At 60.7% G+C, this 15447-nt stretch carries 7 protein-coding genes; 2 read left to right on the top strand and 5 right to left on the bottom strand.

Features of this window, described 5'->3' with window-relative positions; genetic code table 11:
• The first annotated feature begins 402 nt into the window (after window positions 1–402).
• Window positions 403–2331 carry an ATP-binding cassette domain-containing protein gene (locus tag IWX85_RS15275; protein WP_196870301.1) on the top strand — a complete coding sequence of 643 codons (1929 nt, stop codon included), beginning with the start codon at window positions 403–405 and terminating at the stop codon, window positions 2329–2331.
• Between the two features lie 166 nt (window positions 2332–2497).
• Window positions 2498–4180 (top strand): phospholipase D family protein, encoded by a 1683-nt coding sequence (locus tag IWX85_RS15280; protein WP_196870302.1) that lies wholly within the window; start codon window positions 2498–2500, stop codon window positions 4178–4180.
• Window positions 4181–4247: 67 nt separating this feature from the next.
• Here IWX85_RS15280 and IWX85_RS15285 read toward each other — a convergent pair whose 3' ends face one another.
• The 5 genes from IWX85_RS15285 to IWX85_RS15305 all read right to left on the bottom strand — a co-directional run bounded on the left by IWX85_RS15285 (window position 4248) and on the right by IWX85_RS15305 (window position 15115).
• Window positions 4248–6296: a hypothetical protein gene (locus IWX85_RS15285; protein WP_196870303.1), complete on the bottom strand. Its 2049-nt coding sequence runs from the start codon at window positions 6294–6296 to the stop codon at window positions 4248–4250.
• A gap of 23 nt (window positions 6297–6319) precedes the next feature.
• On the bottom strand, window positions 6320–11812 hold the full coding sequence (locus IWX85_RS15290; protein ID WP_370584306.1) for a hypothetical protein: 5493 nt from the start codon (window positions 11810–11812) through the stop codon (window positions 6320–6322).
• Window positions 11813–12015: 203 nt separating this feature from the next.
• Complete coding sequence (locus IWX85_RS15295; RefSeq protein ID WP_196870305.1) at window positions 12016–13254, bottom strand: hypothetical protein; 1239 nt, start codon at window positions 13252–13254, stop codon at window positions 12016–12018.
• A gap of 364 nt (window positions 13255–13618) precedes the next feature.
• Entirely contained in the window at window positions 13619–14122 is a 504-nt protein-coding gene (locus IWX85_RS15300) for a DUF11 domain-containing protein (RefSeq protein WP_196870306.1), read from the bottom strand.
• 24 nt (window positions 14123–14146) lie between these two features.
• Window positions 14147–15115, bottom strand: a complete 969-nt coding sequence (locus tag IWX85_RS15305; protein WP_196870307.1) for a hypothetical protein — start codon at window positions 15113–15115, stop codon at window positions 14147–14149.
• Window positions 15116–15447: the final 332 nt, after the last annotated feature.

A 15447-nucleotide genomic window follows, 5' to 3' on the forward strand; every position in this document is an offset into this window, starting at 1 on the left:
CTCGGTAGCGCTTGCCACCCCGCTTCACGTCGTTAGCTGTAATCAGCTGAGCCTCAAATTATATACCGCTTTTTACACAGCACGAAAATTTGTTTAACTTGACTGCTTCGAAATCCGGCAACCGTCTTTTGAACAAGCCGCTTTGTCATCTGCAGAGCCTCAAATCATAGCACCGTCGCTCGCACTTTGCGAATCATCCACTACGAAAATTTTTATCTCCTCGCAGGATTTTTTGGACTGACAACGCCCCGACTGCTAGTCATGACTGCGCCACCCTTGATGTGCGCCATCTTCTCGCCGAGACTGAAAAAAAGGAAGGTCAATTGAAAATACATGCCTGCTTGCTCTACTGATCTCAGGAAATCGCGTGGTTACCCCCATGACGGGATAATCACTCTCTATATGGCACTCATTACTCTTTTAGACGCCCAACTCGCTTTTGGGCATGTCGCTCTGCTGAATCATGCAGATTTCTCTCTTGAAACCAACCAACGCATTGGCTTGATTGGTCGCAATGGCACGGGCAAGTCATCGTTGCTCAAAATCCTTGCGGGGCTGGAAAAACCCGATGACGGCACCTTGCAATTGCAGCAGAACCTGCGCATTGCCTATGTTCCGCAGGAACCCAGCCTGGACCCCCATGCGACGGTCTTCATTGCTGCCAGCGCAGGTCTGGCGCGCACTAAGCATGTAGTTGAGATGTATCTTGCAGCTGACGAGCATACAGATCTTGACGCACTGCAATCCGAAATCGAAGCGCTAGATGGCTGGACATGGGAGCAGCGAGTTGAAGAAACCCTGCACCGGTTGCATTTAGACAAAGACGCCATCGTGGGCTCGCTTTCAGGTGGCACCAAGAAGCGCGTGGCGCTGGCCCAAGCCTTGGTGGCCAAGCCCGATGTGCTGTTGCTCGACGAGCCAACCAACCACTTGGACCTTGACTCGATTGCCTGGCTAGAGGAACTGCTGGTCAATTTCAATGGCAGCATCATCACCATCACCCATGACCGGGCATTTCTGGACCAAGTGGCGAATGTCATTGTTGAACTGGATCGCGGCAAACTGCGCAGCTACCCCGGCAATTTTGCTCAGTACCTGATCCAGAAAGACGATCAGATGGCGCAGGAAGCCGTCATATTTGCCAAGGCGGACAAACTGCTGGCGCAAGAGGAAGTGTGGATACGCAAAGGGGTCGAGGCACGCCGTACACGCAGTACCGCCCGCATCGTGCGGCTTGACGCGTTGCGGGAAAACCGCGCAGCCCGGCGCGATGCGGTTGGCCGCGTCAACCTGGACGTGTCAAGCGGCGACAAAAGCGGCAAGATCGTGGCCGAACTCACCGACGTGTCTAAAAGCTTTGGCCATCCGGGTGCAGAAAAGATCATCGTCAACAAATTCAGCGGCACGCTATTGCGCGGCGACAAGGTCGGCCTGCTCGGCCCGAATGGCGCGGGCAAGACCACGTTACTCAAGCTCATCCTGGGAGAACTGCAGCCGGATGTAACCACCCCGCCCGGCAAGATCCGCCAAGGCGCAAATCTGCAGGTGGCCTATTTTGACCAGATGCGCGATGCGCTGGACCTGGACGCCACACTGGAAGACTTCATCAGCCCAGGCAGCGAATGGGTCGAGATCAATGGCCAGAAAAAGCACGTCAAGAGCTACCTGACGGACTTTTTGTTCTCGCCTTCGCGCGCCAACTCGCCAGTGCGCACGCTGTCAGGAGGCGAGCGTAACCGCCTGCTGCTGGCGCGCCTGTTTGCGCGGCCCGCCAACGTGCTGGTGCTCGACGAGCCGACCAACGACTTGGACATCGACACGCTGGAACTGCTGGAAGACCTGCTGCAAAACTACGAAGGCACGGTCTTTCTGGTCAGCCATGACAGGCGCTTCCTCGACAACGTGGTGACCAGCACCATCGCCTACGAAGGCACGCCTGAGAACCCGGGTTTCTGGCGCGAATACGAAGGCGGCGTGACCGACTGGATCACCCAGTCGAAACGCGCGGCGCAAATCACCGGCAGCAATAAACCGGCACCCACAGCCTCCAGCGCCAAAAGCAAGGAGAAAAACAGTTCCGAGCTGAATAAGGATGAGCGCGAGCAGCTATCAAAAAAGAAACTAAGCTACAAGGAGCAGCGTGAGCTCGACGGCTTGCCGGCGTTGATCCAGCAACTCGAGTCGCAGCAAAAGGCGATCGAGCAGGAGCTCTATGACGGCACGCTTTACACCAGCAATGCCAAGAGGGCAGCCGAACTCACGGCGCGCAACAGCAAAATCGAGGAAGAGCTCATGGACGCTCTGCAACGCTGGGAAGCCTTATCGTCCTGAGAACTTTTCAACGTGGCTGGCCACCTTGCGATCTTTATGCGGGCGGTGGTATCGCACCGATGTGGCCGACGCTGACATCAGGCTCGTTAACTGCAAAAAGTAGCGGCAGAAATGTGCCCTGCTGGGTGTTTGAACGGACCGGCCTTACGCTAAAGTGGCCAGCATCATGCAAACCACTGTTGCGCTCGGCCTCAGCCCTTTTACCGTTTTTCAGGCAAGCCGGCGTGGCGACATTCGTCAATGGCTGGCCCTGGTACTTTTCAGCGTCTGCATGACTGGATGCGCCTCGCTGCCAGGGCAGGTGGAACGCCCAGTGTCAACGGCGCTGGCCAACCCGATGGAAACCCGGCTGGGCCAGCTGGTGCAGGCGCGCGCCGCCCGCGCAAGCACACGCAACGACTCCGGCTTCGCACTTGTCGGCAATGCCGAACTGGCCTTCACCAGCCGGATGACGCTGATCAAGGCAGCGCAAAAAACGCTGGATATCCAGTACTACGCCATCTTTGCCGACGACACCACCGAACGCATGTTTGAGGCCCTGCGCGAAGCGGCCGGGCGCGGTGTTCGCATCCGTATCCTGCTGGACGACTTCAACACCTCAGGCAAGAATGCGCAGGTGCTGAAGATGGCGTTTGAAAAGAACATTGAGCTGCGCCTGTTCAACCCGCTACCCGGCGGGCGCGGATCGATGCTGTTGCGGATTCTGAGCAACCTCAAGGATGTGGCGCGCATGCAGCGACGCATGCACAACAAGATTTTTGTCGCAGACAACGCCGTCGCCATTACGGGCGGGCGCAATCTGGGCGAAACCTATTTTGGTCAGGGCGAAGGCACCAATTTCGTTGACATCGATGTGCTGGCGGCAGGCCGTATCGCGCGCGACCTGTCGCGCAGCTTTGACCAGTACTGGAACAATACGCTGGCCTATCCGGTGCAGTCGTTGATGAGCGAGGAAGAAATCAAGGTGCTCAAGCCCAGTCCCGTGGCAGCCGGCCCGGGCGTAGTTACCAGCACCACGCAGCCAGCGGCAGACGCGGCTGGGGAATCGCCCGTCAAGCCTCTGGCCAGAGCCACCGAGGCCCCCAGCGCTTTGCCCGACTCGACCGACCTGAGTTTATTGACCTGGACCTGGGCACCATCGGTGCTGCTGGTCGACCACCCGTCAAAGATTGCCGCCGATGCCGACGACGTGGCAGAGGCGCAGGAAACGGCGGTCGATGGCCTGCTGCAACTCATGTCGCAGGCCAAAACCGACCTGCTGATCGTCTCGCCCTACTTTGTTCCGGGCCAACTCATGATGCGCCAGTTTGCCGAGATGCGCCGCCGCGGCGTGCGGGTCCGAGTGCTGACCAATTCCCTGGCGTCCAACGATGCGCCTGCCGCCCATGCAGGCTATGCCCGCTACCGGGAAGCGCTGCTGGCCATAGGCGTTGAGCTCTATGAAATGCGCGCCGAACAGGAAGGAACGGTCAAAAGCTTCGGTTCGGGCGTTGGTTCTACCGGGGGGTCGAAAAGCGGCTCACGCGCAAGCTTGCATGCCAAGGTGGTGGTGATGGACGGCCGGCTGCTGGTGGTGGGTTCGATGAACCTGGACTTACGCTCGAAACTACAAAACAGCGAAGTCGCCATCGTCATCCGAAACCGCCTGCTGTCACAGGAAACCACGAGAATGATCGAGCCCGCACTGGCCAACGGTGCCTACCGTGTGTCGCTGGTGGGCGGGAAACTGATGTGGCGCGCGCCGCAGGGCTCAGGGCTTAAGGATTCGACGATTGAGCCCGATGCCAGCCTGACCCTGAAGCTGCTGCTCAAACTGTTCGGACCGCTGGCACCGGACGAGATGCTGTAATTTGGTTCAGGCTGTGCCTGGCCCATGTCGAGTTGAGGCAGCGCTGCATCTTCGCGCGTCACCCAACCTACTTGACGCGCACCCGGAACTTCAGTTCGAAATATGAGTTGCCGGCGGCGCTCGCAGCGGCCATGACCCCTTTGGGGTTCAAGCGTATGCAGTTGACAGTCGAGTCGTAGTTCAGTGTCGGCGTTGGCGTGACGAAGTTTGCGCAGTTGTCTTTTGAGAAACTGACATCATCACTCGTGCTGGCCAGCGAGTCAAAGGTCCAGGTCAACGTGCTGGTGCCCTGGACAAAAGCGATCGGACCGGAGTTGGCAACACCCAGATCACCTAAAAACAATTCAGTGTTGGCGGGTATCGGGTCGGTGATGACAGTAGCGCCGGTGTCTACCGTGCCGGTACCTGTATTGGTTACCCGCAGCGTGTAAAGAACCTCGGCTCCGGGAATATTTTTCGGATTGGTGGTGTTGTTGAACGGGTCTCTGAATACAGACACGGTTTTCATGAAGACCAAGCGGGGGCTGCATTCGCTCCCGGAACTCACACCCGGGATTTGTCCGCTGTTCAGCGTCGCGTTCGTACCGCTGTTTCCTGCAGTCGCACCAAAGTTGTCGGTGTTGACAACAGTGGTCCCTGCCGCACCTCCGTCGAAATTAATCGACGCTGAAACCGTAGCAGAAGTAACGACAAAACCGCCGCTACCGCCGCCGCCCGGCCCGTGCGCGGGTGCCGCAGAGCTGCCCGCGTTGGTGCCGCCCGCGTTGGTGCCGCCATTACCGCCCTTGACCTGAACGCTGAGCAAGCCAGCGCTGACGGCATTTACGTACACGAGTACCGATCCGCCTGCGCCGCCACCGCCAGAGCCGTCGTTTCGTGCGCTGTTGTTGGCATTGGCGCCATTGGCGCTGATCGTGCCGTTACCAGTGATGCTGCCAGCGCGAATCATCACCAGGCCGCCCCCTGCCGCGCCGCTGGAAGCGAAACCGGCTCCGATGTCGCCGGTGCCGTTGTTGTTGGTGCCCGAGCCTCCGCCGCCGCCCAGGAACAACCGTCCCGGGTTTAAAGAAGGGGCGTAATCAAAGCCACCAAAGCCGCCGGTAGGAGACGCGCTGCGCCAACCATTGCCGCCCTTGCCACCGCCACCTGCATTCGAACCGCCACCGCCTCCTGTGTTCTCTTTGTTGTCAACAGGGTTGCCGTCGGTGCCACCGCCCCCTGCATTGCCTGGCGCGCCCCGTGCGTGGCTGCCATTGGGGTAGCCTTCACTACCGGTGTTCAAAAGCACGCCCAGGTTATTGACATAACGTGGTGTTCCGGCAATACCTTCGCCTTTGGAGCCATTGTTGTCATTGGCAGCGTTGGTGCGGTAATCGGTATTGGCGCCAGGGCCTCCCGTCAGCTCCCGTGCGGCGCCGCCGCGAAATCCAAGGCCATTGACGCTCACCGTCGCGCCGCCAAGCGTCAACTGCCCGGCCACATCGAACACCAAAACGCCGCCCGTGCTGCCATTCCAGGCCATCGCGGTTAGCCCTGAACCGAGGGTCGCGGTGGTGTACTGCGGGACACGCACGACCTGAAAACGGCGCTGCCCTTGCGTACTGCTGGCAGCCGCATCGGTATAAGTGTTGAGCAAGCCAGCGCCGCTGCCGCCCACAACAGTCACTGTTCCACCGCCAATGGCTGCGGCGTTGGTGGCGCGTACATATTCATACAGCCCGGCACTGTTCAATGCAGTCGAGCCGGAGCCCCGATTAAGACCGTTGCCGCTGCCATAAGTGTTGTCATTGCTGCGATCTATCGCGGCATCTTGCACCTGGATCACCAGCAGCAAGTCACCCACGGCTATGGCGGCGCCCGAGCCAATCGAGGAGCCCAGGACAATGCTGGTGGCACCAGCACTGGCACTGGCCGTTCCTGGCCAATAGCGATTGATCACGCCGTTGAGCGTACCGCCGGCACCGTCTTTTCCAGGTGTGGCGCAATTGAGGGCCGCCGCTGAAAAAGACAGCATCGCCACCAGCAAGCCGGCAAGCAACCTCAGCCACGAAGCCGCCAGCAAACGCATTGCGCTGTAGCTGCTGACAGCAGCCTGGGGAATTTTTATAGTAGACATGGCAGGGCGCATGGATTCAACGGTCAGGGCTGGCGAGCCAGTTGTACCTTGTTCCGGTCATTGAGGTTGATGGAGTCCTGGTCAAACTTGACGCGCAGATTCAGGTAAAGGCCACGGGCGCGGTATTGGGCGCCAGCAAAATCGGCATCAAGAAAGCCGCGCTGGTTGTAGCCCACGCTCAGCCAGGCATTGTCAGCCAGCTTGAAGCCCAGCGAAACGCCCAGCTGGTAGTCGCGTGTGCCCGCCTGCCAGGAGTGCAGCATGCCACCATGCAGGCCGATGTCCCAGTGCTCGTCCAGGTCTTGCCGCGCCTCGATGCCGACCAAATCAGTGAACCCCTTGTAGGCAGTGCTGTCGATGCTGTCGCGCACATACTTGAGGCCGTACTGCAAGGCAATCTGCGTTTGGCGGTTCGGCATCCAGTTGACGTTCAGGTTGTTGATGAGCTTGCGGGTCAGCAAACGGCCTGCCAGGTCCTGGCTGGATTCATGGATGTACTGGAGCCGGTCGAGCCAGATCCACTCACTGTTCAGGGGCCGGTGCGCATAACTCAAACGGGTGTCCACCCGGGTGGTGTCGACGGTGCCTTTGCCCCGGTTGTAGATCAGGCCGGCGGCCAGGGTGCGGCCCTCGTCCAGGTTGCGCTGCGCGCCCAGCAGCAGGTTGACCTTGGTGTCCATATCGCTGCCGCGCCATTCGAGCCGGGCATTGCTGCTCCAGTCGCGTGTTTTGTAGGCGCCGCCGACAAGCAAGGCAGTGTAGTCACCCGTGACCAGGCTGTTCGTGACACCGGGCGTGGTATTTGACGTGGCACCGGAAAAACCGCTGGTGCCAAGGGTGCCGGACGCCAGCGGCTGCGCCGCATTGAACGGGCTGACGGCTGAGCCGCGCAGCGTTTGCGAGCGGTCCACGCCAAAATCGGCAGCCCATTGCTCGCTGATTTGCACCTTCTGCACCAGCCCGAGGTTACCGTACATACGGCCACCGTCAAGTCCGGCCTGGTTGCCCAGTGACGTGACCACCTCGCCGCCGGTCCAGGGCTGGGTGCGCAGGCCCACACGCGTCGTGTCGGCCTTGAGTTCCCCGCTGCGCGCCAGTTCATGCTGGGCAAACAGGGTCGTTTGCGGGTTGAGCTTGTAATCGAAGCCCAGGATCAGCCGGTTCGGGAAGCTGACGCTTGCGCCATCGGCACGGCTGCCCAGGTCCAGCTCGTTGCTGGCGCGCAGGAGCAGCTGCTTGTCCAGCAATTCGTAGCCTATGCCGGTGATGAGCTGGCGCACGCTGGCGTCTTTGCCCTTGCCGTCGGTTTCACTGGCTGCGCGCAGGCCAGCGCTGGTGGTGAATCCTTCGTTTTTCCATTGGCCGCGCGCCTCCAGCACCTCTCGCTGGGCGGTGGTGACCAGGTTCGTCTGGCGGTAAGTCTCGGCCTGGAGCTGCACCGAGTCCGACAGCTGGAGCCGTGCGTCGGCGCCCATCTTGCGCGTTCCGGCTTCGGAGCCGGCCTGCTGGCCCAGGCCGAAACCGGCGTCTTGCTGGCGCGCATAGGCGCGCGCAGCGGTGTTGCCCTCGATGTGGCTTAGCTCGACCAGATAGGCACTGCCGTTTTCCTTGCCCAGCACCGAATTGCGCTGGCTGGTGGCAATTTCGGCGCGCAGCTTGGTGGTGTCGCCAAAACGCACGGTGCTGTCGGCAGCCGTCAGCGTCGCTTCCCGGCCGACGTTGCCTTCATGGATGCGGCTGAAGCCCACCTCGCTTTTCTGGCCCAGGTTGTCGCCAACCTTCATGGCAACGCGGCCGCCGTAGGTCAGTTTGGCGTCGGCCTGGCCGCCGGACTCGTATTCGGCCACGATGAACACCGGGTTGAAGTCGGCATCGCGCGAGGCAATCGGCTCACGAAAGAACAGCGTGCCCAGCGCATGGTCGATCTGGTAGTCGAGGTAGCGGGTGAACGTTCGGCTGCTGATGATGATTTCGGGCCGGAAGCGGTCACGCACCTCAATGCGCACCTTGTCGGAATTCACCACGATGTCGCGGCTGGCCAGGCGGTACAGGCCGGAGGTGCCGTCGCCCTGGATTTCGTCCTTGCGAAAGCTTTGCGCGGTCATGCTGGCAAAGGCGTTGTAGCCGAATCGCTCGCCTTTGAATTCTGACTTGAAGCCGTTCAGGGTACGGCTGTAGCGGCCCAGTTCGGTCCCCGACAAGCCGGTGTCGTGGTCACCGAACAGTGCATAGAACTGCGCTTTTTCAATTTTCAGGTAGAGCTTGCGCGCGCTGGCAGCGTCAAACTGCGGCTGGGTTGCGTCGGCATACAGCGTGTAGAACCGGTTCGGGTCAACCGCCTGGTTCAAGGCCTGGCTGAACGGCTGATTCAGTGCCATGCTGCCGGCGGCATTCTTTTCCTTGGCGCTGTCGTAGGCCAGGGTCATCAGGTATTCGCCCTTGATCTGGCCCTTGGCATAAAAGGCCACGCGGTTCCGGTCGAACAGCTGTTCGCTGGCGCCGGCCGCCTTCAGGCTGTCCATGTTGCCGCTCAGCGTCTTGAAGCCCTTGGTTCCTTCGGCAAAGCCGACCAGCACCCATTCGCGCAGTTCCGGCGTGAGCCAGGTCCGGACCTCTTGCGTGCGGTTGTTGCCGAAGTCGAAGTTGAGCACCACCTCGCCGGCCTGCGTGGTGGGTTGCAGCGAAATCAGCGCGACGCCGTCGGCGCTGATTTCGTAGCGTGCCTTGCCGCCAAGGTTGCCGGTCAAGGGCTCGCGCTGCATCGCGTCGGCCTGGTCTTGCGACAGATAGGGCGCTGCGATCTGGAACACCCCGCCGGCGCCGCGCCGTACCGGCTGGCCATCCTTGTCCAGCATGCGCACCGCAATGACCGCCGGTGTACGGCCATCGGCGACCAGTTGCGAGCGCTTGAGATCCAACACTGCAGAGACCGGGCCTGAAGCGTAGTGGATGGTACGGCTTTCGTGCAGAACGGTCTGGCCTTGCGGGTCGCGCACGGTCAACTCCATCAGGTTGGCGCCATCGCGCAGGTCCACGGCGCTCCAGTTGGACAGTACCAACGTGCCGGCCGGGTTCATCACGTTACCTTCGTAACGCAGGGGATTGACCAGCGCGCCGTTGATCTTCAACTCCACTTGATGCCGGGGCGCGTGCTTGACCGCCACCTTGATGACCGGCAGCGCCGGGACGAAGCCAGTCTGCGGATGCAGCCATTCGGTTCCGGGCGTGGCCGCAGCAATCCATTGGTCGTCGTAAGGCAACTTCTCGACCAGTTGCAATCCTGAAACAGCACCGCTGGCTTTGGATACCGGGGCAGGCCCTTTGGGCGCTGGGCCTACCGCAAGCTGCGCCGGCAAGGCCATCGGCGCACACTGTGCAGCCTGTGTCGCTGGCGCCTTGAGTTGCAGGGGCAACAGGCTTTGCGCCGGTTGATCGATGGGCTGGACCTGCACCAGCAAACCCAGGTTTCCCACAGGCGCTGACTCCAGTTCAAATTTCAGCAGCCGTTGCCAATTCCCGGTCTGCGCGCCCAGCCGCGCCACCAAGAACCCATCGGCCAGTTCGGCTTGCGCAAAAGGATTGGCGTCGAGCATGACGCTGCCTTGCACCACCTTGACGCCATCAGGCAGCATCACCGTGGCACTGAGCGCCTGGTTGGGAACGGGTGCGGCAAGGCGCAGGCTCACCACTTTGCCTTGGACCTGCAACTGCTCGTTCATGCAACTTGCGACCCGCTTGAGCCGGAAATCGGCGCGCCACAAGGTGCCGCCACGCAGGTTGACGAACTGCGAAAAATTACGGCCTCCGGTGCGACTGTTCTGTTCACAGGCTTGCAGCTCGAAACCTTTGGGCAGACTGGTTTCGTCTAGTTGCACCACCTGGGTGCCGGGACGCAGGTTGTAGGCATGCCAGCGGCCTTCCTGATCGGTCACGATATAGGTGCCATCCTGCAGCAGGACACGCACCCCCTTGAGCCCCAGGGGCGCGCTGGCTGCATCGCCCTTTTCTTCGCTCGGCCCGTCCTGCTTGCTGTCGCAGGTCCCAACCTGCGTGACGCGGCCCACCAGGATGGCGCGGCTGCGGTTGAGGTCTTCGCTCACCAGCACACGGGCCCGGGCGATGTTGGAGCTTGCGCCGCCAATCGCCTGCGCGGTGTTTTCGGCCTGACCGGCCCGAGCGCCCGCGTTGACGGCCGCCACATAACGCAGGCTCAGACTGGCGTTGCCGGGCAGCGTGCCGAGGCGAAATTCCAGGTCGCGTCCGTCGGCGCTGATGATGGGGTCTGCCAGCACGGCTTTGTCCAGCCGGGCCGAACCGGTCTGGTAGCGAAAGCCCAGGGGCAGCCGGTCGGCAATCCGCAGTGCGGCCACGGGATTTTTGTCGCCATTGCTGACGGTGACGGTGTAGGGAACAAATTCACCGATGGCGACGACAGCCTTGCCGGCATTTTTGGAAATTTGCACACCTGCCAGGGGACCCGGATCGAGCGGCACGTCGATTTCAATCGGTGGACCGGGGAGCACCTGGAAGACTTCTCCGCGTGAGCCGGTGACGATGAAGAAAGGCGCGCCGGGCAAAGTCTGCAACGCCGGAGTTGCTGCCAGAGAGGCAAAAACGTAGTTGGCTGGTGGCGTGACTGCCAGGCGGTAGCTGCCAGACGCAATGCGCGGGAACTGGTAGCGCCCCGGGCCAATGGCATACACCGTGCCACCACTGTCGGTCACGCTGGCGCCCGTGGTGACGGTGGACGGATAAAAGCTGGTGCCGTCGTTGCCCAGCACCGCAGCAGGCTGGCCGGTCGCCATGCTGATCAGCGTGATCTGCACGCCACTGACCGGCAGGCCTGTGGAGGCATCGAACACCACACCGAGCGGGTCCACCAAAGCGTCTGCCGTGATGGCCACGCTGTTGGCAGACTGGTCCATGTAGGTGGCCAGCAATTTGTAATTGCTGCCGACATTGAGGACACAGTTACCCGACCGGGCCGCGCCAGATGATGAGGCAATGGCGCCGATGAACACGCCAGTGGACGGACCGGTTTCGGTGAGCCGCAGTGATTCGGTGTCAACGCCGTTGCTGGACACGGTGACCACGACGGTTTCCGCCACCAGCGGGTCCAGGTTCCTGCCGTAGTCCGTGACGCGAACGAACACCGGGTCGCCGCTGGCATACAGGCTGGCTGGAGCCAGCAACAGCTCTCCCGGCACCGTCAGCGCAGGGCTACCCGGCAGCCTGGGCGCTGGCAAAGGCTTGAATCCGGCACCCGCGTTGCACTGCGCGACCGACACGTTTTGGGAAGCCGCACCGCCAGCCGGAATACCCGCCACGCTGGACACATACTGCAAAAATCCGATGGTCGCGGGTGTGCTGGCCATGGTGTTCACAGTCACCGAGCCGCTCACCGTGATCGGCGTGCCTGAAATACCGTAGCTGGCGCTGGCCGTGTTGGTGATGGGCGTGCTGGGCGGCGTGGCGGCCAGTACGGTGCAGGCGGTCAGACTGGCCAGGGCGGCCACGCCGTTGGCCAGAAGTCGGCGCGCAATCGAAGCACGCGCACTGAAACTAAAAGCATGACTGGCCTTTGCATGGGCACCTGGCGTACCCATGCAAAGGCCCGCGAAAGCGGACCCAGGCGAGAAAATGGCAGCCTTCGCAGCGCGTCGAGCCGCGCTGCGGGGCTGCAACACCCCGTTAAAAAGCATGCGTAAAGGCGCGAAGATCAGTTGATCTGCACGTTGAAAATCAGCGCGATGGACTCGCCCGTTTTCAATTCACCGGCGGTATAGCCGGTCTCGACAGGCAGTACCGTGCCCAAAGTGGCGGTGATCACGCTTCCGGCAAGGTCCACACCGTCGGCGGAACTTGTCGTGGTGTAGCTCTTGGGGAAACCCGTGCGGGTCCCCGCAGCCGTTCTGGTGACTTGAAAGCCTGATCCCGCTGCCGATGTAGGCGTTCCGGTCGTCAAAGAACAGGTGGTTGCGGGCGCAATGGTTCCCGTGCCCTGGACCAGATTGGGGTCGATGGTGACCGTCGAAACCAGCGTGTCGGTGATGGTGTTCAAAGTCGCCGAAGAAGCCCCCGAATTGGTGATGGTGATGGTGTAACGAACCAGTGCGCCTGGAATGTTCTTTTGATTTGCGCTGCCGTTGAACGGATCGCACAGTGGCGTCGCCGTCTTGGCAACGGTCAGGGTGGCTGTCACGACCTTGTAGGCATCACGCGCCGTGGCCTTGGCATCGCGCGCCGGGCTGGCGCCGACAAATTCCAGTTCGGTGGTGGCCGCATCGGCGAACACAATATCCACGCCTACCGTATTGGCGCCGGTAGTTTGCACCACTGCAGTGGCCGTGCCTGTTGTGGTGGTCGTGGCGGTCAGGCTCACATTGGCTTGCCGGCCATTGGTCGCGGTGGTCGGAATGTCTGCGACGATGTAAACCGTTTGTGTCGCGTCTGGCGCCAGCGTCAATATTGCCGTCGCCGTGTCTTCCAACGGCTGATAGCCGGGTGTTGTACCGCTTTCAACAAAGACGCGCAGGTTGGACACATCAATGGTGTCAGCGCTGCCGGCAATGGTGGCACCGGTCGTGTTGGCGCCAGCGAAGGTATAACCTTGCACCGTATTGCCCAGGTTGGTCAGGACAAATGTGGTCACCTGGTTGGTGTCACCGGGCACGACGCTGGCAACCAGACTGCCCGACTCGACCAGGCTGAGGTTGACCTTGTTGTCCACCTTGAACGTGGTGGGGGTGCCTGCGCCCACGGTATTGCCGCCTGCCGATGAACCAATGGCGGGCTGGGCCGTCGTGCCGACGGTGTAATTGAGCGTGGCCAGGTTGTTGATGTCGGTGCCTGACAAGATGCCCGCTGCATGGGCAGCGCCGCCGCCCAAAACGCCCGCCAACGCAAGGGTCAGGGCGGCTCCGGATTTAGCCCAGGGATTGCTGAAAAGTGAGTTCATGTTTTTTCTTGATAAATGGTGAAGCTTGAAAATAGGAATGTGCTGTGCTGTGCTGTGCTGTGCTGTGCTGTGGTGCGGTGGTGAGATTCAGTCCCTTCCTGAAGACAGGTCGAGTAGCCCCCGTCGCCCGCGGCTGCGCGGCGATCTGAACGTTGTCGGTGCTTCAATAAATTTTTTCGGATGGATGTGATGGCACTGCGGCAGGGTGCTGGAGCGGGCCCGTTCTGAGCAGGCATCCACTTTTCCATCATCAAACAGGCATCTTGCACAGACTGAGTCTGCGCAAGATGCTATTGATTAAGTAGCAAAAATACTAGGTTTCTTGCATGCCGTGATGGCCAGTCAAACAGGACCCGCCCAGGCATCAGTTCACGACGACGCGAAAACCCACCTCGTCGTGCTTGCCTGGCGCAAGCTCGCCACGGACGGTCCAGCGGATATGGGTGATTTCGGAAAGTGCAGCCGCGCGTTCCTTGCCGTCTGCGCCCTTGACCTTGAGCTTGTCAGCCGACGCCCAACTTTTGCCACCATCTGCCGAGTAACCGATGTCCATGTTCTCTCCGTACGCGCTGGCAGCCACCAACGTGGTGTTGGCGGGAATGGGGTTGTTGATGACGATATTGCCGGCCGGTTTGGCGCTGATGTTCCTGAACGTCGAGGTATAGAAGATCACCGTGCCAGGAATGGCCTTTTGCACCGGGCCGCGCTTTTTCTCGACCTTGCCGTCAGCGGCCTGGACCTCAACTTCAACCTCGGCGATGTTCTTTAGCTCGATGCTGCCCGCTGCAGGGCGGGCTTGTGCATAGGACTGGGGGGCGGCGATGGCGGCCAGGCTTAAAAAGAGCAGATTGATCAGGGTTTTTCGCATGGTGTTGCTTCAGGATTGAGGAGGTTAGTTAACGGTGACTTTGAATTCGATGACGTGCTGGGCGGGCACCGGGGTGTTGCCGAACAGCACGCTGACCGTGCCGGCCGCAAAACTGGCGTTGTCGGTGTCGGCGGCGTCGCTGCGCGCAGCGCCATCGACGGTGATGCTGCCGGGCAGGTAGGTGGTGCTGGCAGGCAGGGGATCGGCAAAAGAGAATTTCTCGGCAATGCCGGCGCCCGTCAGACTCAGCACGATGTGATAAGTCAGCACCGAGCCGGGCATGACCAGGGTGCCGCCGAGCGTATCGCGCACGGCCGCCACAGTTTTGATGAGATTGAGGGATATGCCCGAGACGATGTAGCTGCCCTGGGCGCTTGCCTGACCACGGCTGCCGCCGACCACCGCATCCACGCCGCGCTGACCCAGCCCTGCCAGCGTGGTACCGGGCGGAGCGCCCGGCGCACCGGCCGTGGCAGAGCTGGCAGCAAGGCGGACATGGCCCAACGCACCCGTGGCCAAAGCCGCCGGAATGCTGCTAAAAACGTAAACGGCCTGACTGGAATCAGCGGCCAGCATCGGGTCGTTGGTGCCCGGCAGGTACAGGATGTCGGCATTCGGTCCGCTGGCCTGAAAGCCAGCCTGCACGCCGCTTTCAAGGTAGATGGCGCCGGAGGCAGCATTCCCGGGATCGAACTGGTCCCCTGCGATCCCGTTGTTGCGCAACAGCCGGAAGGTTTCGGTGCCGTTGCCGGTATTGGTCAGCACAAAGCTCAGGGCCTTGCCGGAATCCGGGGAATTCACCCCCGCCGGGGTGCTGTCCTGCCAGGTCAGCACCAGATTGATCACTTCAGCCACGACAACCACCGGAGCGGCTCCTGTGATGGGCGCTGCAGGCCGACCTTCAACCGAGTAACTCAGCGTGGCCGAATTGGCTATTGGCGTGCCGGCCGCAGAACCAGCAGCAAGAGCAGCAGGGGCAGCGAGCCAAGCCATGGCAGCCATCAAGCACACCAAAATCTTGTTGCAACAACCCAAACCGGCACCTGAATTTATTTGCGTTTCAAGAGCGGAATGAGCCAGGACAACCTGACCAAAAGCCAGGCTGGCAACTAAAAATACAAAAAGCCAGAAGGAGTTTCATCGGGGTGGCATTCAGTCTTGACACATCAGACACAGCCCACTGAGATCAAACGCACCAAGCTGAATTTCAAATTGTTACTGGATTTTTTCAAAACAAAATTTATGTAACTTTATGTATAGTTATTTTAAAAAATCATCGAGAAACCGGCTCGTACCAAAAGAAATAAAGAAATTTGGATAAATTC

Source organism: Polaromonas sp. CG_9.11 (assembly GCF_015752225.1).
GTDB lineage: Bacteria > Pseudomonadota > Gammaproteobacteria > Burkholderiales > Burkholderiaceae_C > Polaromonas.

Excerpts from the sequence above, each read along its gene's own strand:
- IWX85_RS15280 (WP_196870302.1), top strand. The coding sequence starts at position 2,498 with ATGCAAACCACTGTTGCGCTCGGCCTCAGCCCTTTTACCGTTTTTCAG.
- IWX85_RS15295 (WP_196870305.1), bottom strand. The coding sequence starts at position 13,254 with ATGAACTCACTTTTCAGCAATCCCTGGGCTAAATCCGGAGCCGCCCTG.
- IWX85_RS15300 (WP_196870306.1), bottom strand. The coding sequence starts at position 14,122 with ATGCGAAAAACCCTGATCAATCTGCTCTTTTTAAGCCTGGCCGCCATC.
- IWX85_RS15275 (WP_196870301.1), top strand. The coding sequence starts at position 403 with ATGGCACTCATTACTCTTTTAGACGCCCAACTCGCTTTTGGGCATGTC.
- IWX85_RS15305 (WP_196870307.1), bottom strand. The coding sequence starts at position 15,115 with ATGGCTTGGCTCGCTGCCCCTGCTGCTCTTGCTGCTGGTTCTGCGGCC.
- IWX85_RS15285 (WP_196870303.1), bottom strand. The coding sequence starts at position 6,296 with ATGTCTACTATAAAAATTCCCCAGGCTGCTGTCAGCAGCTACAGCGCA.